Raw genomic sequence first — 17,354 nt, 5'->3', positions numbered from 1 at the left:
AAGCTCCGACTGTTTCCCGCCAATTTATCATGAAAAATTGACAGATCAATTTCTCATGATAATTTCGAATCAAATCGAAGGCCATCAGGGAGCGCCGACAATGGAACTCTGGAACCGGAGCCGCGGGCCTGCCGCCGCGGCCGCCCTTGCCGCCATCCTGACCAGCGCCGCCGCCCTCGGCACGGCGCCCGCCCTGGCGCAGACCCCGCCGGGCGTGCTGATCGTCGGGCAGATCGCCGAGCCGAAATCGCTTGACCCTGCCGCGGTCACGGCGGTCAACGACTTCCGCATCCTGGTCAATCTCTACGAGGGGCTGGTGAAATACGAGCCCGGCACGCTCGAGGTCGCGCCGGCGCTGGCCACGGACTGGACGATCAGCGAGGACGGCACCGAATACACCTTCACCCTGCGCGAGGGCGTCACCTTCCATGACGGCACGCCCTTCGACGCCGGGGCCGTGAAGTTCAACTTCGACCGGATGCTGGACGAGAGCCATCCCTTTCACGACACCGGCCCCTTCCCGCTGGCCTTCTTCTTCTCCGCGGTGGAGTCGGTCGAGGCGGTCGATCCGCTGACGGTGAAATTCACCCTCTCGGAACCCTATGCGCCCTTCCTGTCGAACCTCGCCTATCCGACCGGGCTGATCGTCTTGCCCGCCGCGGTCGAGGCCGCGGGCGCCGATTTCGGCCGCGCGCCGGTGGGCACCGGGCCGTTCAAATTCGCCGAATGGCGCTCGAACGAGGCGGTGGTGATCGAGAAGAACCCGGACTACTGGGGCGATCCGGCCGGGACCGAGGCGGTGGTCTTCCGCCCGATCACCGATGCCAATACCCGCGTCGCCGAGATGCTGGCCGGGGGGATCGACATGATGGTCGAGGTGCCGCCCGTGGCGCTGTCGCAGTTCCAGTCGGACGATTTCACCGTCAGCGAACAGGCCGGGCCGCATCTGTGGTTCCTGATCCTCAACGCCAAGGACGGCCCCTTCGCCGACAAGCGCGTGCGCCAGGCGGCGAATTACGCGATCAACAAGGAGGCGCTGGTGGGCGACGTGCTCGAGGGCACGGCCGAGGTCGCGGCCGGGCCGACCCCGCCGGCCTTCGCCTGGGCCCATGACGACGCGCTGGAGCCCTATCCCTATGATCCCGACCGCGCCAGGGAGCTGCTGGCAGAGGCCGGGGCCGAGGGCGCGACGCTGACCTTCTATGTCACCGAGGGCGGCTCGGGCATGCTCGACCCGGTGCCGATGGGCACCGCGATCCAGGCGGATCTGAACGCCGTCGGGCTGGACGTGAAGATCGAGACCTATGAATGGAACACCTTCCTCGGCGAGGTGAATCCCGGGCTCGAGGGCAAGGCGGACATGGCCGAGATGGCCTGGATGACCAACGACCCCGACACGCTGCCCTTCCTGGCGCTGCGCACGGATGCCTGGCCGGACAAGGGCGGGTTCAACTCGGGCTACTACTCGAACCCCGAGGTCGACGCGCTCTTGGAAAAGGCCCGCGTCTCCACCGACCAGGGCGAGCGCGCCGAGCTCTACAAGCAGATGCAGCAGATCGTCCATGACGACGCGCCCTGGGTCTTCGTGGCGAACTGGAAGCAGAACGCCGTGACCTCGTCGCGGGTGGAGAACTTCTCGCTCGAGCCATCCTTCCTGCTAATGCTGAAGGACGTGGTGAAGAACTGACCGCGATGGAGGCCCCGCTGGAGCGGCTGCGCGCGGTCTGCCTCGGCTTTCCCGAAGCGGAGGACCAGCCGATGCGGGGAGGGACGGCCTACCGGGTGCGGGGACGGATCTTCGCCATGCCGCGGATGGAGGACGGCGCGCCCGCGGTCTGGCTGAAGGCGCCCCGCGGCGCGCAGGCGCTGCTGGTCGAGGCGGCCCCGGCGACCTTCTTCCGCCCGCCCTATGTCGGGCCGAAGGGCTGGATCGGCCTGCGGCTCCATGCCGGGACCGACTGGGACGAGGCAGAGGCGCATATCCGCCGCAGCTACGCGCTGGTCGCGCCGAAGGCGCTGGCGCGGCTGGCCGGGGCGGGCTGACACGGGAGGCCAGGCAGAACGGGAAAGGGACCGATGGCCGGATACATTCTGAAGCGACTGCTCTCGGCGATCCCCGTGATCCTGGGCATCACGGTGATCGTCTTCCTGATCATGGCGATGATCCCGGGCGACCCGGCCACCGCCATCCTCGGCAGCTACGCCACCCCCGAGAATGTCGAGAAGCTCAACCGCGACCTTGGCCTCGACAAGCCCCTGGCGCAGAGATACGTCATCTGGCTCGGCAACATGCTGACCGGCGATTTCGGCCGCTCCTTCTCGCTGAACCGGCCGGTGCTCGACGAGATCCTCGACCGCTTCTCGGCGACTCTGATCCTCGCGGGGACCGCCTTCGTGCTCTGCTCGCTCATCGGCATCCTGGCCGGCGCCATTTCCGCGGCGCGCCAGTACAGCCTGGCGGACAAGGCGATCACCTTCGTCGTGCTGATCGGCATCTCGGTCCCGTCCTTCTTCCTCGGCATGATGATGATCCTGCTCTTCGCGGTAAAGCTGCGCTGGCTGCCGGTCTCGGGGATGTACGCGATCTACGGCGGCGGCGACCTGCCCGACCTGCTGGCGCATCTGGCGATGCCCGCGCTGGCGCTTGCCGCGGTCGCCACCGGCGTCGTGGCGCGGCTGTCGCGCTCGGCCATGCTCGAGGTGCTGCGCCAGGACTACATCCGCACCGCCCGCGCCAAGGGCGTGCCCGAAGGCCGCGTGGTCTACGGCCATGCGCTGCGCGCGGCGATGGTCTCGATCATCCCGGTGCTGGGCATCCAGGCGGGGTTCGTGCTGTCGGGCGCGGTCTATATCGAGATGGTCTTCCAGTGGCCCGGCGTCGGGCGGATGCTGGTCGACGCGATCCTCAAGCGCGACATCCTGCTGGTGCAGGGCGGCGTGGTCTTCGTCTCGGCCTGCTACGTGCTCTTCAACATCGCCGTCGATGTCGCCCAGGGCCTGCTCGATCCGAGGATCAAGACATGACGGCGTTCCTCAGGCTCCTCTTCCGCAACCGCCTGGCCGCGCTCGGCGCTGCCGTGCTGGCGCTGATCCTGGCGCTGGTGATCCTGGCGCCGCTGCTGCCGCTGCCCGATCCGGACGCGACCGCCACTGCCGAGCGCTTCGCCCGCCCGTTCAGCCCCGGCCATCTGCTGGGCACAGACCATCTGGGGCGCGACCTGCTGGCCCGGCTGGTCCATGGCACGCGCATGTCGCTGGCGATCGGCCTGGCGGCCGCGCTGGCCGCCGCGGTGCTGGGCTCGGCCATCGGCATCGTCGCGGGCTATGCCGGGGGCCGCACCGACAACATCATCATGCGGGCGATCGACATGCTGATGGCCTTTCCCTACATCCTGCTGGCGCTGGCCATCGTCGCCGCGCTCGGGCCCGGGCTGCTGAACGCGCTGATCGCGGTGGCGGCGGTCAACATCCCGTTCTTCGCCCGCAACATCCGCGGCATCACCGTCGGGCTCGCCGGGCGGGAATTCATCGACGCGGCGCGGCTGGCGGGGATGGGGCACGGGCGGATCATCCTGTCGGAGCTGCTGCCGAATGTCCTGCCGGTCATCGTCATCGGCGTCTCGACCACGGTCGGCTGGATGATCCTGGAGACCGCGGGGCTGAGCTTTCTCGGGCTCGGCAGCCAGCCGCCCCAGGCCGATCTGGGCTCGATGCTGGGCGAGGCGCGCGCGGCGCTGATCACCGCGCCGCATACCTCCGTAGTGCCGGGGCTGATGATCTTCCTCATCGTGATGTCGATCAACCTGCTCGGCGACGGGGTGCGCGACGCGCTCGACCCGCGGCTGAAATCGGGCGCGCTGAGCCGTCCGCGCGCCACCACCCGCGTCGACCGCAAGGGGCCGGTCCCCGACGCGCCCGCGAAGGGGCTGCTGGACCTGCAATCGCTCGAGACGCAGTTCCATGTCGGCCCGCGGGTCTACAGGGCGGTGAACCAGGTCTCGCTGCATGTCGGGCGCGGCGAGTGCCTCGGCATCATCGGCGAGAGCGGCTCGGGCAAGTCGGTCACCGCGCTCTCGGTCACCGGGCTCGTCGCCTCGCCGCCGGGCGTCGTCACCGGCGGGGCGGTGCGCTACGAGGGCGAGGACCTGCTCGGCATGCCCTATGGCCGGCTGCGCGCGATCCGCGGCGAGAAGATCGCCTATATCTTCCAGGACCCTCTGGCGACGCTGCACCCGCTCTACCGCATCGGCGCGCAGATGGCCGAGGCGATCCAGGTGCATCACCGGGTCGGCGCGAAGGAGGCCGAAGGCCGCGCGCTGGAGCTCCTGCGCGCCGTGCGCATCCCCAATCCCGAAAGCCGGCTGCGGAACTATCCGCACGAGATGTCGGGCGGCATGCGCCAGCGGGTCGGCATCGCCATGGCGCTGGCCAACGACCCCGAGGTGCTGATCGCCGACGAGCCGACCACCGCGCTCGATGTCACGGTGCAGGCGCAGATCCTGGCGCTGCTCGACGAGCTCCGGCGCGAACGGGGGCTGGCCATCGTCTTCATCACCCATGATTTCGGCGTGGTCGCGCAGCTCTGCGACCGGGTGGCAGTGATGTATGCCGGGCGGATCGTCGAACAGGGGCCAACGGCCGAGATCCTCGCCCGCCCCGCCCATCCCTATACCGCGCGGCTGATCGCCTGCGTCCCCGAACTCGGCGGCGGCAAGCGCGAGCTGGCCGCCATCCCGGGCCTGCCGCCGGTGGTCGACAAGCTGCCGCCCGGCTGCGCCTTCGCCCCGCGCTGCGACCGGGCGCGGCCCGATTGCCGCGCGGGCGAGATCGCGCTCGCCGGGAGCGGGCGCCATGACGTGCGCTGCCTGCATCCGGAGGTGACCCCATGACAGCCCAGACCATGACGGCCCTGACCGTGACCGGCCTGTCCAAGACCTTCCCCGTCTCCGGCGGCCTCCTCGGCCGCGCCCGGCCCGGCGTGCGCGCCGTCCGCCCGGTGAGCTTCGCGGTGGAGCCCGGCGAGACCCTGGGCATCGTCGGCGAGTCGGGCTGCGGCAAGTCCACCCTGGCGCGCATGCTGGTCGGGCTGCTGCCCCCCTCCGGAGGATCGATCGAGATCGCGGGCAAGGCGCTCGACACCGCCGATCCGGCGGCCTTCGGGCGGCGCATCCAGTATGTCTTCCAGGACCCGATCTCGTCGCTGAACCCCAGGAAGACGATCCGCCAGATCATGGAGGCGCCGCTGAAGCTGCTCCATGGCATGGACCGGGCTGCCCGCGCCGCGCGCATCGCCGAGATCTTCGCCAGCGTGAACCTGCGCGAGGAATTCCTCGACCGCTACCCGCATGAATTCTCCGGCGGCCAGGCACAGCGCATCGGCATCGCCCGGGCGCTGGCCGCGGCGCCCGGGATCATCATCCTCGACGAGCCGGTCTCGGCGCTCGATGTCTCGGTGCAGGCGCAGGTGCTGAACCTGCTGGCCGGGCTGAAGCGCGATTTCGGCCTGACCTACCTCTTCATCAGCCACGACCTGGCGGTGGTCGAGGCCGTGAGCGACCGGGTCATGGTGCTCTATTTCGGCGCGGTGGTGGAGATCGGCCGCGCCGCGGAAATCTTCACCTCGCCGAAACATCCCTATACAAGGCTCCTCGCGGAGAGCGCGCCGGTCGTCGGCCGCGCGCTGGCCGCGCCCGAACAGAAGGACAGCGAGCTGCCCGATCCGCTGGACCCGCCCCGGGGCTGCGCCTTTGCCGGGCGCTGCATCCGGGCCAGCGCGGTCTGCCGCGAGACCGATCCGCCCCTGGAGAAAATGGGAGACACGAGGTTTGCCGCCTGCCACCACCCGCTCGAAGACTGACGCCCGGCTGAGCCGCCCCGAACAGGTGGCGCGCAAGATCAAGGACTGGGTGGTCGAACAGCGCATGCGCCCGGGCGACCGGCTGCCCACGGAGGCGGAGATGATCGCCGATTTCGCCATGTCGAAGGGCACGATCCGCGAGGCGATGCGCATCCTCGAGGCCCAGGGGCTGGTCAAGTCGCGCACCGGGCCGGGCGGCGGCACCTTCGTCCATGCGGTCTCGACCGAGCGGGCCCGGGCGCTGCTGTCGAACTACTTCTACTTCCGCGACCTGACCATCGCCGATGTCTACCAGATGCGCCGCACGCTGGAGCCCGAGCTGGTCGGCGCGCTGGCCGGGCGGCTGCCGCCCGAGGTGCTCGACGCGCTCGAGGCGGTCACCGACCGCTATGCCCGCCCGGCGCAGACGCTGGAGGAAGAGCGCGACCAGCATGTCGCCTCGCTGGAGTTCCACGCGCTCCTGGCGGCGCAGGCCGACAATCCGCTGCAGGGCTTCGTCATCGGCTTCACCGTGCAGCTCTTGACCGGGATCACGCTGGAGCGGCAGCTCTACGAGCCGCCGAACGAGCGGCTGCGCGCCAGCGGGCACGACTACCACATGCGGCTGCTGGCGGCGCTGCGCGAGGGCGATGCAGGCGCGGCGCGGGCGATCATGAAGGCGCATATGGAGAATGCCTGGAGCCTGATGGGCGACCAGGAGGCGATGGCGGCCGGGCGCTTCCTGCCGGAATAGCGCCCCCGCCCTAGCCGCCGATCAGCGCCGAGATGCCGTCGGCGGCGGAGCGCAGCTGGGCGCCGAGCTCCTCCACCTTTTCTGCCGTCGCCTCCGAGCGGGTCAGCGACAGCGCCAGCCCGGCGACCACCCTGCCCTCGTGGTTGCGCACCGGCGCGCCGAGACAGGTCATCCCCTCGCGGGTCTCGCCGTCATCGACGGAGAATCCGCGCGCGCGGTCGCGGTCGAGCCCGGCACGCAGCGCGGCGAGATCGCGCACGCTGTAGCGCGTCAGCGGAGCGGGAAAGCCCCCGGCGAAGCGCGCGGCGACCTCCGCCTCGGGCAGCGCGGCGAGCTGCGCCTTGCCGGTCGCGGTGAAGGCCGCGGGCAGCCGCATGCCGATCCGGAAGGTCACCCCCAGCGGCTGGCTGGAATTCGAGCAGGCGACATAGACCACCTCCGTCTCCTCGAGCACCGTCAGCGTGATCGTGTAGCCCGAGAGCCGCGCATCGCGGTCGAAATGCTGGCGGAAGGCCGAGACCAGATCGGATTTCGCCAGGAAGCGGCTCGACCAGCGCATCGGCCGCGGCCCGATGCCGAGTCGCCCCGCCGGGTCGCGGATCACCAGCCCCAGCTCTTCCATCGCCTGCAGCAGCCCATGCGCGGTGCTTTTCGGGATCTTCAGCGCGCGGCACAGGTCCGCCGCGGTCAGTTCCTCGGAAGTCTCTGAAAGATGGTCGAGAATTGCCACTGCACGCCGCAGGGCCGGGACGCTTGCGCCACCCTTTGTCACGTCTTTGTGATCCATGGTCTCCCCCTGTTAACCGTTGACCTTGGCGCATCTCGCAAGCATGGTTCGTTATTGTGAATCGTGTTCAATATATTGAACTTCTGGGAGGGGCGCAATGCTGAAATTGAACGAGCCGTCACTGCTGGCCACGGCCTGCCGGATCGGCGACGGCTGGCGCGAGAGCGCCGCGACGATTGCCGTCACCGACCCTGCCGACGGAAGCGAGATCGCCCGTGTTCCGGATCTGGGCGCGGCGGAGACCGAAGAAGCGATCGCCGCCGCCGAGGCCGCCTTCGGCCCCTGGGCGGCGCGCCCGGCGAAGGAGCGCACGGCCGTCCTGCGCAAGTGGTTCGACCTGATCCTGGCCCATGCCGACGACCTGGCCGCGCTGATGACGGCCGAGCAGGGCAAGCCGCTGGCCGAGGCCCGCGGCGAGGCGGTCTATGCCGCCTCCTTCGTCGAATGGTTCGCCGAGGAGGCCAAGCGGGTCTATGGCGACACGATCCCGGCGCCGAGCAGCGCCAACCGGCTTTTCGTGCTGCGCCAGCCGATCGGCGTCTGCGCGGCGATCACGCCCTGGAACTTCCCGGCGGCAATGATCACCCGCAAGGCCGCCCCGGCGCTGGCCGCGGGCTGCACGATGATCGTCAAGCCGGCCGAGCAGACGCCGCTGACCGCGCTGGCGCTGGCCAAGCTCGCCGAGATGGCGGGGATCCCGGGCGGGGTCTTCCAGGTGATCACCGGCGATGCCCGCGCCATCGGCGGCGTGCTGACCGGCTCGGACGTGGTGCGCAAGCTGTCCTTCACCGGCTCGACCGAGGTCGGGCGGATCCTGATGGAGCAATGCGCCCCCACCATCAAGAAGATGAGCCTGGAGCTGGGCGGCAACGCGCCCTTCATCGTCTTCGACGACGCCGATCTGGATGCCGCGGTCGAGGGGGCCATCGTCTCGAAATACCGCAATGCCGGACAGACCTGCGTCTGCGCCAACCGGCTCTATGTCCAGGCCGGGGTCTATGACGCCTTCGCCGAGAAGCTCGCCGCCCGCGTCGGCGCGATGCCGGTCGGCCGCGGCACCCTGCCCGGCGTGCAGATCGGCCCGCTGATCGATGCCGACGCGCTGGCCAAGGTCGAGGCGCATGTCGCCGACGCGGTGGAGCACGGCGCCCGGATCGCGCTTGGCGGGCGGCGCTCGCAGGAGGGGCCGACCTTCTACGAGCCGACCATCCTGACCGGCGTCACCCAGGCGATGCGGGTCGCCCGCGAAGAGACCTTCGGCCCGGTCGCGCCGCTCTTCCGCTTCGAGACCGAGGAAGAGGTCATCGCCATGGCGAATGACACCGAATTCGGCCTCGCCGCCTATTTCTACACCGAGAGCGCGCGCCGCGTCTGGCGCGTCACCGAGGCGCTCGACTACGGCATGGTCGGCCACAATACCGGCCTGATCTCGAACGAGGTCGCGCCCTTCGGCGGGGTCAAGCAATCGGGGCTGGGACGCGAGGGATCGCGCTACGGCATCGAGGAATACCTTGAAATGAAATATCTCTGCTCGGCCGTCGGCTGAGCGGTCATCCGGAACGGGAGGACTTCCAAGTGACGCTTTCACCCTTCAGCTTCACCACTGTCGGCGACATCCACCTCGAATGGGGCGGCGCGGCGCGCTTCGGCGAATTGCTGGCCGAGCGCTTCGCGGCGCGCAACCTGCTGCTCGTGACCGATCGCGGCCTGATCGATGCCGGGCTGATCGCCCCGGTCGAGGCCGCCCTGGCCGCGGCGGGCTTCGCCGTGACGATCTTCGACGAGGTGGTCGCCGATCCGCCCGAGGCGATCGTGCGCGGCTGCACAGACGCGGCCCGCGCCAAGGGGATCGACATCGTCGCAGGGCTCGGCGGCGGCTCCTCGCTGGACATCGCCAAGCTGGTCGCGGTGATGATCGGCTCGGACCAGGACCTGTCGGAGATGTACGGCATCGGCAATGTCACCGGCACGCGGGTGCCGCTGGCGCTGGTGCCGACCACCGCCGGGACCGGATCCGAGGTCACCAACATCTCGATCATCACCACCGGCGAGACGACCAAGATGGGCGTGGTCTCGCGCCAGCTCTATGCCGATTTCGTGCTGCTCGACGCCGAGCTGACCGTCGGCCTGCCGCAGGTCCACACCGCCGCGACCGGCATCGACGCCATGGTGCACGCGATCGAGGCCTATACCTCGAAATTCAAGAAGAACCCGCTGTCGGACGCGCTGGCGCGCGAGGCGCTGCGGCTGCTGGGCGAGAACCTGATCCCCGCCTGCCAGGACGGCACCAACCGCGAGGCGCGCGAGAAGATGCTGCTCGGCGCGATGCTGGCGGGCCAGGCCTTCTCGAACTCGCCGGTGGCGGCGGTGCATGCGCTGGCCTATCCGCTGGGCGGGCACTACCACCTGCCGCACGGGCTGACCAACGCGCTGATGCTGGGGCCGGTGCTGCGCTACAACGCACGCGTCGCCGCGCCGCTCTATGCCGAGCTGGCCGACGTGCTCTCGGTGCCGGGCACCGGCGACGAGCAGGCCCGCTCCGCCGCCTTCGTCGATCACATGCTGAAGCTGATGGATGACAGCGGCGCGCCGCGGCGGCTGCGCGACGTCAATGTCACCGACAACAGCCTGGCGATGCTCGCCACCGACGCGATGAAGCAGACCCGGCTCCTCGTCAACAACCCGGTCGAAGTGACCGAGGACGACGCGCTGGAGCTCTACCGCGAGGCCTGGTGAGGCCCGCCCGGATTTTCACGGTCATACCAACGGAGGAGACCCCATGACCGACGGCATTCGTCTATACATGTTCCAGAGCGGTTCGCTCAAGTGCAAGGTCCACAACATCAAGATGAACGAGGGCGCGGGCGCCGATTACGAGATCCCCGTCCCGTTCTTCCTCATCACCCATCCGAAGGGCCACACGATCATCGACGGCGGCAACGCGGTCGAATGCGCCACCGATCCGCGCGGCTACTGGGGGGATATCTGCGACGTCTACTGGCCGGAGATGACCGCCGAGGAGGGCTGCGTCGCGCAGCTCGAGACGCTCGGCATCAAGCCCGGTGACATCCGCTATGTCGTCCAGTCGCACCTGCATCTGGACCATACCGGCGCGGTCGGCCGCTTCCCCGATGCCACCCATCTGGTGCAGCGGGCGGAGTACGAATACGCCTTCACCCCCGACTGGTTCGCGGCCGGCGGCTACATCCGCAAGGACTTCGACAAGCCGGGGCTGAAATGGCAGTTCCTCAACGGCATGGCGGATGACCATTACGACGTCTATGGCGACGGCACGCTGATCACCGTCTTCTCGCCGGGCCATGCGCCGGGGCACATGTCCTTCCTGGTCAACCTGCCCGAGAGCGGCCCGATGCTGCTGACGGTCGACGCCGCCTACACCACCGACCACTGGGAGGAGCGCTCGCTCCCCGGCTTCCTGGCCTCCACGGTCGACACGGTGCGCTCGGTCGGCAAGCTGCGCGCGCTGGCCGAGAAGACCGGCGCCACCGTCGTCACCGGCCACGATCCCGACGCCTGGAGCGGCTTCAAGCAGGCGCCCGAGTTCTACGGCTGACCCGAACGGGACGCCCGGCCCCTGCGGCCGGGCGCTCCGCCTCAGGCTTTCGAGCGCTCCAGCATGCCGAAGAGGTCGCGCGGGTCGTCCGGGTCGGCCAGCATGTCCAGAGGCTCGGCAAAGCCCGTCCCCGGCAGCTTGGCATGGACATAGCGCAGCGCCGAGAAATCCTCGATCGCGAAGCCCACGCTGTCGAAAAGCGTGATCTGCCGCGGATCGCGCCGCCCCTCTGCCTCGCCGCGCATCACCTTCCACAGCTCGGTCACCGGATGGTCGGCTGCAAGCTGCTGGATCTCGCCCTCGATGCGGGTCTGCTCGGGGTATTCCACGAAGATGTCCGAGCGCAGCAGGATGTCGCGATGCAGCTCGGTCTTGCCCGGGCAGTCGCCGCCGATCGCGTTGATATGCAGCCCCGCCCCGACCATGTTGTCGGTCAGGATCGTCGCATACTGCTTGTCGGCCGTGCAGGTGGTGACGATCTGCGCGCCCTCGACCGCCTCTTCGGCGGAGCCGCAGCAGGCGATCTCGAACCCCTGCCCTTCGAGGTTCCGCCGCGCCTTGGCGGTCGCCGCCGGGTCGATGTCGTAGAGCCGCAGCCGGTTGATGCCCAGCAGCGCGCGGAAGGCCAGCGCCTGGAACTCGCATTGCGCGCCATTGCCGATCATCGCCATGCAGGACGCACCTTCGGGCGCGAGATAGCGCGCCGCCAGCGCCGAGGTCGCCGCCGTGCGCAGCGCGGTCAGCACCGTCATCTCGCTCAGCAGCAGCGGATAGCCGTTCGCCACCGAGGAGAGCACCCCGAAGGCGGTCACCGTCTGGAAGCCCGCGCGCATGTTGGCGGGATGGCCGTTGACGTATTTGAACCCGTAATTCTCGGCATCCGCCGTCGGCATCAGCTCGATCACCCCGTCGGGGGAATGCGAGGCGACGCGCGGGGTCTTGTCGAAATCCGGCCAGCGGCGGAAATCGGCCTCGATGAAGCCGGCGAGCTCGGTCAGGAAGGTTTCGGGCCCGATCGACTGCACCAGCCGCATCATGTTGTCGACGGAAACGAAGGGCACGAAGGCCAGCTTCGAAGGGGCGGGACGGGGGGCGGCAAGGGTCATGGCAGGTCCTCGTGTCAAAGGGGCCGCGATCAGGCGGCGAAAGCGCGGGTCGGGCGGTCGAGCACCCGCCGTCCCATCAGCGAGGCGGCGAGATCGCACAGCAGCGAGGCGGAGCGGCCGCGCTCGTCGAGAAAGGGGTTCAGCTCGACGAGGTCGAGCGAACAGGCCAGCCCGCTGTCGCCGATGATCTCCATCGCCAGATGCGCCTCGCGGAAGCTGGCGCCGCCCGGCACGGTGGTGCCCACGGCCGGGGCGATGGCAGGGTCGAGGAAATCGACATCCAGGCTGACATGGAGGAGCCCGCCCGCCGCGCGCACCCGGTCGAGAAAGCGCCGCAGCGGCGCGATGATCCCGGTCTCGTCGATGGCGCGCATGTCATGCACCTCGATCCCCTCCGCGGCGATCAGCGCCTCTTCCGCCGGATCGACCGAGCGGATGCCCATCATGCAGACCTGGCTGGCCGGCACGGCCGCCTTCAGCGGCGGATAGGCGCCGAAGCCCGGCTGCCCGGTGAAATAGGCGACCGGCGTGCCGTGGAGATTGCCGCTTGCCGTGCTCTCCAGCGTGTGCAGGTCGGGATGCGCGTCAAGCCACAGCACGAAGAGCGGCCGGCCCAGCATGGCGGCATGGCGGGCGATCCCCGGCACCGTCCCCGCCGAGATCGAATGGTCGCCGCCGAGGAAGACCGGCAGGTCATGGGCCCGGGCCGCCTCGAAGGCGCGCGCCTCGATCAGCTCGATCCAGGCGCGGGTCTCGGCCAGGTGGTGGATCGCCGGATTGGCATGCGCCAGGGGCGCCTGCGGCCCGATCGCCAGATCGCCGAGATCCGCGACCGACCAGCCGAGCGCGGAGATGGCCCGGGCAAGCCCCGCCGTGCGCAGGCTGGCCGGGCCCATGACGCAGCCGGGCTGCGAGGCGCCGGTTTCCACCGGGGCGCCGAGAAGGGAACATGTGCGTGTCATCTGGACTCCTGTTGTCCAGACCGTTTTCGCTCGCCGGGATGACAGATTGCACTGGCATTTTCGCCAGTGCGTGCGGTATTATTCGCATAATGACGGCCTCTTTGCGCAAAATGACGGACCCACGGCCATGACCCCCCTTTCCGCCACCGACCGGGCGATCATCGCGGCGCTACGCGCCGATGCCCGGATCTCGATGACCGAGCTGGCGCAGGTCGCCGGGGTCTCGCGCACGACGGCGAAGACGCGGCTGGAAAGCCTGGTGGCCGAGGGCCGCATCCGCCGCTTCACCATCGAGACGGATGTCGATGTCGAAGGCGAGATCAAGGCGATCACCCTGGTCGAGCTTCAGGGCAGCATGTCCCGCCGGGTGATCCGCACGCTGGTCAAGATCCCCGAGATCTCGACGGTCTACTCGACCAATGGCGCCTGGGATCTGGTGATCGAGATCAAGACGGCGAGCCTGGTCGAATTCGACCGCGTCCTGCGCGAGATCCGCGAAGTGCCGGGGGTACTCAACAGCGAAAGCTCGATCCTGCTGGCGCATGTGACCGGCTGACCCGTTCCCGGGGCGGGTGCACCTGCCTGAAGGGACCGAACGCCCCGCCATCGGTCCCGTCGTGCCCTGGCGCGGCAGACCGCAGATCCCCGCTTCACAGTGCGGGACTCTCGGTGAGATGAAAGCGGGACCCGCAGGAATTCCGGGCCGTCTCGGGCGGGTTCCCGAACCGGCGCGATCCCCGTCCGAGCCCCATGCGCAGCGGCACAGCCCCGACTGCACGGCGTCGTCCCGGCACGCCCAAGACAGGCTCAGGGGCGCCCGCCGCCTCGATTTCCCCAAGACGCGCCCAAACGGACCCGGCCCGAAACGCCGGGCATGGCCTCCCTCCGGCCCGTCCGGCTGCCGGACGGCGCGCGACACAGCCCCGGGGCCACCGGCCGCTCGCGCACATCTTCCCGCCACCACACCCCCCGGCGCCGGGGGGCGCGAAAATTAGATGTCACTGCCAATCATTGGCATATACATGCAACTCATGTCCCACGAGTCGCCCCCCCTCCGCGAATCCTTCGGATTCCAGTTCTCCGCCCTTGCCCGCGCCTGGCGCCGGGCCATCGACCAGCAGCTCGCCGAAGAGGGGCTGACCGATTCCACCTGGACCCTGCTGATCCATCTCGCCGAGGGCGGCGACGGCATCCCGCAGACGCAGCTCGCGCGGCGGATGGGGCTCGACGCCTCCTCGCTCGTGCGGCTGCTCGACCTGCTCGCCGCCAGCGGCTTCGTCGAGCGCCGGGTCGATCCCGCCGACCGCCGCGCGCGGCTGATCCATCTCACCGGGGACGGGCGGCGCGAGATCGCCGCGATCCGCGCCCGGCTGCACCCGATCGAAGCGCGGCTGCTTGCCGATATCGACGACGCCACGCTCGGGGCCATCTCCGCGGCCTTCCGCCGGATCGAGGCGCGGGTCGAGGACGTGCTCGGCAGCGCCGCGCCGGAGGGCTCGTCGTGACCGCGGCGCTGGAACGGGCGGGCTTCGACCTGCCGCGGATGGCCTATGCCGGACGCACCGCGATCGCCGCCTGCCTGGCCTTCCTGGCCGCCTGGGCACTGGGGCTCGAACATCCGCAATGGGCGGGGATGACGGTCTGGGCCGCCTCGCAGCCCCTGCGCGGGCAGCTCCTGGAGAAGAGCCTTTTCCGCATTCTCGGCACGGTGGCCGGGACCGGCGCCGGGATCGCGCTGGTGCTGGCGATGACGGTGCATCCGGCACTGCTGGTCCTCGGCCTGGCGCTCTGGGTCGGGCTCTGCACCTGCGCGGGCAACCTGCTGCGCGGCTTCACTGCCTATGGCACGGTGCTGGCGGGCTACACGGCGGCGATGGTCTCGCTGCTGGACACCGCCCATCCCGACCGGGTGCTGCTGCTGGGCGCCGACCGGATGGCGACGGTGCTGACCGGGGTGCTGGTCGCCGCCGCGGTCGGAATGGCCTTCGCGCCGAAGGCCGACGGCCGCGCTCTGCGCCGCCAGCTCGAGGAGCTTCTGGCCGACCTCCTCGACCATGTCGCCGGGCGCGAGGCCCCGGCCGAGGCGGAGCGCGAACTGATGGCCCGGCTCGCCGCGCTCGACGAGAGCCTGGAGCCGCAATCCGCCGGGCAGCGCGGCGCGCGCCAGCAGGTGCGCGGGATGCGGGCCGCGATGCTGGCGGCGATGTCGCTGCTCTTCTGGCGCCATGGCGAGGGACAGGCGCCGGCAGGGGCGCCTGCCGCCGCGTCCGCAGCGCTGCGCCGGGGCGATCCGGCCTCCGCGGCCCGCGCGCTCGACGCCCATGCCGCGAACCAGGCCGAAGGCGCGGAGCTGCGCGAACGCCTCGCCGCGCTGTCGCTGGCGCTCGGCAGTCTCGACCGCCCCGGAACGGCGGAGCCCGGCCGCCCTGCACCGGCCGTCCCGCTGCATCGCGACTGGCCCGGCGGGCGCGAGGCCGGGCTGCGCGCCGCCGGGGCGATCCTGCTCTTCGGCGCGCTCTGGCAGGTCACCGGCTGGCATGCCGGGGCCTTCCTGCTGCTCGGCCTCTCGGTGATGCTGTCGCTCTTCTCGACCTTCGAGAACCCGGCGGGGATGATGAAGAATGTCTGGCGCGGCCAGCTCCTCGGCGTGCTCGGCGCGCTGGCCTGCCGCTGGCTGGCCTGGCCGCTGGCGGAGAACGAGCTGCAGATGATCCTCCTGACCCTGCCCTTCATCCTGATCGGCCCGCTCTTCGTCGGGCATCGCCGGACGGTGATGATGAGCTTCGACTACAACATGGTGATGCTGCTGCTCCTGCAGCCGCACTGGCCGCTGACGGGCAGCTTCGGCGCCTCGGTCGGGGCCGGGCTGGCGGTGGTGGCGGCGCCCTTCGCCGCGATGGCGGCCTATCGCTGGGTCTATCCGCCGACGCTCCGGCGGCGCAGCGCCGCGCTGGTGCGGGCGATGCTGCGCAATATCGAGGCGCTGGCCGCCGACCCGCAGGGTGCCGGCCATGCGGACATCTGGCGGGCACGGCTCTATCACCGCAGCCTGCGGCTGACGGGCATGGGCCGCGCCTCGCGCCCGGCGCAGATCGCGGCGCTGGAGACCGGGGCGGGGCTTCTCGATCTCAGCCAGGCGGTGCTCCGCTGCCACGCGATGGCGGCAGAGGCGGCTGGCGGCCCCTCGCTTCGCCGTGCTGCCGGGCTGGCCCTGGCGCGCAGCCGCCGCCTCTCGGCGGACCCGGCCGCGGCGGAGCGCGCCTTCTCCGCACTGTCGCGCCGCCTCGGACCCGGCGGCGGCCATCTGATGGAGCGCGCGGCCGCGGCCGTGAGGAAGCTGCGGGGCGCGGGCCTTCTGGAGAGCGCCCCGGCCGCGGCGGCCTGATCTCCGCCGCCGCGCGCAGCGGGGCCGCGGGCTGCGGCAGCCCGTGCCCCGCCCGGGGACCCGTGCCGGCAGCACCGCCACCGCCAGACCGCCGCGAAAACCGGCAGCGCAGCGCGCTCCGGGCGGTCCGGCGATCCGCGTCCTCCCGCCCTGCGGGATGGCGCCCGCGATCTTCCGCAGCGCGATCATGGCGATGGCGCAATGCAGCGGTCCGACGCCCAGGGCCGCGCTCGAAGGACGCCGCAACGGCCCGGCCACGAGCGGCGCCGACGTCACCTCCACCGCCGTGCCGGGCGGGACAAGGGGCGCCGCCGCCAGTGCGAGCGGAATGACGGGCGCATCGCCGCCGGTGACGATGTCCGCCTGGCGCGCCGCGCCCGAGCAGGCGGCCCCATGCTCGGCCCCCTCGCAGCGGCGTGCAGGAAGACCGCCACCCCGGGAAGCGCAGCGCCGACAGCACCGGCCGGACCAGCGCAGCGCAGGCCGCTGCGCCGCCCCCAGCATGCAGACCGCGGCCCCGGAGATCGCGGACTGCCCCGCGAGAATGCCGCCGTGGATCGCCAGCGGCAAGACCGGCGCCGCCCGGGTCCCGGCGTCGGTCGTGCCGCGGCATGCGGTTGCGGCAGCCGGACTGGCCGGCAGCATCACCCCGGCCGCGGTCCAGCGCCGCAGGATCTGCAGCCGCTCGGAGACCACGCCCCGTCCCTCGGCTCCCGAGGAAGATCCGCAGCCCCTCGCAAGGCATCCGCGCGGCGAAGATCCGGGTCCGCGCCGCCTCCAGCCGCTGAAATAGCGCAGCTGCTGCGCGACGGCATCGACCGCCACATGCGCGCGGTTCTTGATGCGACTGCAATCGACAGGCCCTCGATCCAGCGGTCCAGTTGGCGTGCCGCGGAATGGCTCCCGCTCATCGCGTCACAGGGCGCAGCCTGCCCGCCGGCCATGCGCGT

The 17,354-nt window shown here is 70.5% G+C and carries 15 protein-coding genes; 12 read left to right on the top strand and 3 right to left on the bottom strand.

Translation table 11 applies throughout. From position 1 onward, the window contains the following. Positions 1-100 precede the first annotated feature (100 nt). From FGX59_RS11955 to FGX59_RS11930, 6 genes are read left to right on the top strand one after another with little or no spacing between them, the layout of a single operon-like run. Positions 101-1,687 (top strand): ABC transporter substrate-binding protein, encoded by a 1,587-nt coding sequence (locus FGX59_RS11955; protein WP_138466755.1) that lies wholly within the window; start codon positions 101-103, stop codon positions 1,685-1,687. Positions 1,688-1,692: 5 nt separating this feature from the next. Then, a complete protein-coding gene (locus FGX59_RS11950; RefSeq protein WP_138466754.1) occupies positions 1,693-2,043 on the top strand; it encodes an MmcQ/YjbR family DNA-binding protein in 351 nt (116 codons plus the stop codon). Between the two features lie 33 nt (positions 2,044-2,076). Next, the gene (locus FGX59_RS11945) at positions 2,077-3,024 is read left to right on the top strand and encodes an ABC transporter permease (protein WP_138466753.1); all 948 of its coding nucleotides are present in this window, start codon (positions 2,077-2,079) and stop codon (positions 3,022-3,024) included. After that, complete coding sequence (locus FGX59_RS11940) at positions 3,021-4,889, top strand: dipeptide/oligopeptide/nickel ABC transporter permease/ATP-binding protein (RefSeq protein WP_138466752.1); 1,869 nt, start codon at positions 3,021-3,023, stop codon at positions 4,887-4,889. The genes FGX59_RS11945 and FGX59_RS11940 overlap by 4 nt, the downstream gene beginning before the upstream one ends. Beyond that, positions 4,886-5,857, top strand: a complete 972-nt coding sequence (locus FGX59_RS11935) for an ABC transporter ATP-binding protein (protein ID WP_370295966.1) — start codon at positions 4,886-4,888, stop codon at positions 5,855-5,857. Before FGX59_RS11940 ends, FGX59_RS11935 begins: the two co-directional genes overlap by 4 nt. Continuing rightward, on the top strand, positions 5,826-6,590 hold the full coding sequence (locus FGX59_RS11930; RefSeq protein WP_255471570.1) for a FadR/GntR family transcriptional regulator: 765 nt from the start codon (positions 5,826-5,828) through the stop codon (positions 6,588-6,590). Before FGX59_RS11935 ends, FGX59_RS11930 begins: the two co-directional genes overlap by 32 nt. A gap of 10 nt (positions 6,591-6,600) precedes the next feature. Here FGX59_RS11930 and FGX59_RS11925 read toward each other — a convergent pair whose 3' ends face one another. Beyond that, positions 6,601-7,377, bottom strand: coding sequence for an IclR family transcriptional regulator (locus FGX59_RS11925; RefSeq protein WP_138466751.1), 777 nt, complete (start codon positions 7,375-7,377; stop codon positions 6,601-6,603). Positions 7,378-7,474: 97 nt separating this feature from the next. Between FGX59_RS11925 and FGX59_RS11920 the strand changes: the two genes are divergently transcribed. Genes FGX59_RS11920 through attM form a run of 3 tightly spaced genes read left to right on the top strand, consistent with a single transcriptional unit; the run spans position 7,475 to position 10,951 of the window. Then, positions 7,475-8,923, top strand: coding sequence for an NAD-dependent succinate-semialdehyde dehydrogenase (locus FGX59_RS11920; protein ID WP_138466750.1), 1,449 nt, complete (start codon positions 7,475-7,477; stop codon positions 8,921-8,923). 29 nt (positions 8,924-8,952) lie between these two features. Continuing rightward, a complete protein-coding gene (locus FGX59_RS11915) occupies positions 8,953-10,113 on the top strand; it encodes an iron-containing alcohol dehydrogenase (RefSeq protein ID WP_138466749.1) in 1,161 nt (386 codons plus the stop codon). A 43-nt stretch (positions 10,114-10,156) separates the two neighbouring features. After that, positions 10,157-10,951: an N-acyl homoserine lactonase AttM gene (gene attM / locus FGX59_RS11910; protein WP_171060618.1), complete on the top strand. Its 795-nt coding sequence runs from the start codon at positions 10,157-10,159 to the stop codon at positions 10,949-10,951. 41 nt (positions 10,952-10,992) lie between these two features. Here the strand turns inward: attM and FGX59_RS11905 are convergent, their stop codons facing one another. Further along, positions 10,993-12,057, bottom strand: a complete 1,065-nt coding sequence (locus FGX59_RS11905; protein ID WP_138466748.1) for an ornithine cyclodeaminase — start codon at positions 12,055-12,057, stop codon at positions 10,993-10,995. Between the two features lie 29 nt (positions 12,058-12,086). Further along, complete coding sequence (gene rocF, locus FGX59_RS11900; RefSeq protein ID WP_138466747.1) at positions 12,087-13,019, bottom strand: arginase; 933 nt, start codon at positions 13,017-13,019, stop codon at positions 12,087-12,089. Between the two features lie 127 nt (positions 13,020-13,146). On the opposite strand from rocF, the gene FGX59_RS11895 reads away from it, so the two are divergent. The 3 genes from FGX59_RS11895 (at position 13,147) to FGX59_RS11885 (ending at position 16,404) form a co-directional block, all read left to right on the top strand. Continuing rightward, positions 13,147-13,575: an Lrp/AsnC family transcriptional regulator gene (locus FGX59_RS11895; protein ID WP_138466746.1), complete on the top strand. Its 429-nt coding sequence runs from the start codon at positions 13,147-13,149 to the stop codon at positions 13,573-13,575. A gap of 466 nt (positions 13,576-14,041) precedes the next feature. Continuing rightward, on the top strand, positions 14,042-14,524 hold the full coding sequence (locus FGX59_RS11890; RefSeq protein ID WP_240722407.1) for a MarR family winged helix-turn-helix transcriptional regulator: 483 nt from the start codon (positions 14,042-14,044) through the stop codon (positions 14,522-14,524). Then, the gene (locus tag FGX59_RS11885) at positions 14,521-16,404 is read left to right on the top strand and encodes an FUSC family protein (RefSeq protein ID WP_138466745.1); all 1,884 of its coding nucleotides are present in this window, start codon (positions 14,521-14,523) and stop codon (positions 16,402-16,404) included. The genes FGX59_RS11890 and FGX59_RS11885 overlap by 4 nt, the downstream gene beginning before the upstream one ends. The last annotated feature ends 950 nt before the right edge of the window (positions 16,405-17,354 follow it).

This window comes from Poseidonocella sp. HB161398 (genome assembly GCF_005870025.1).
GTDB lineage: Bacteria > Pseudomonadota > Alphaproteobacteria > Rhodobacterales > Rhodobacteraceae > Mangrovicoccus.
Note: the sequence above shows the minus strand (reverse complement) of the source record. Positions and strands in the feature narration are given on the sequence as shown.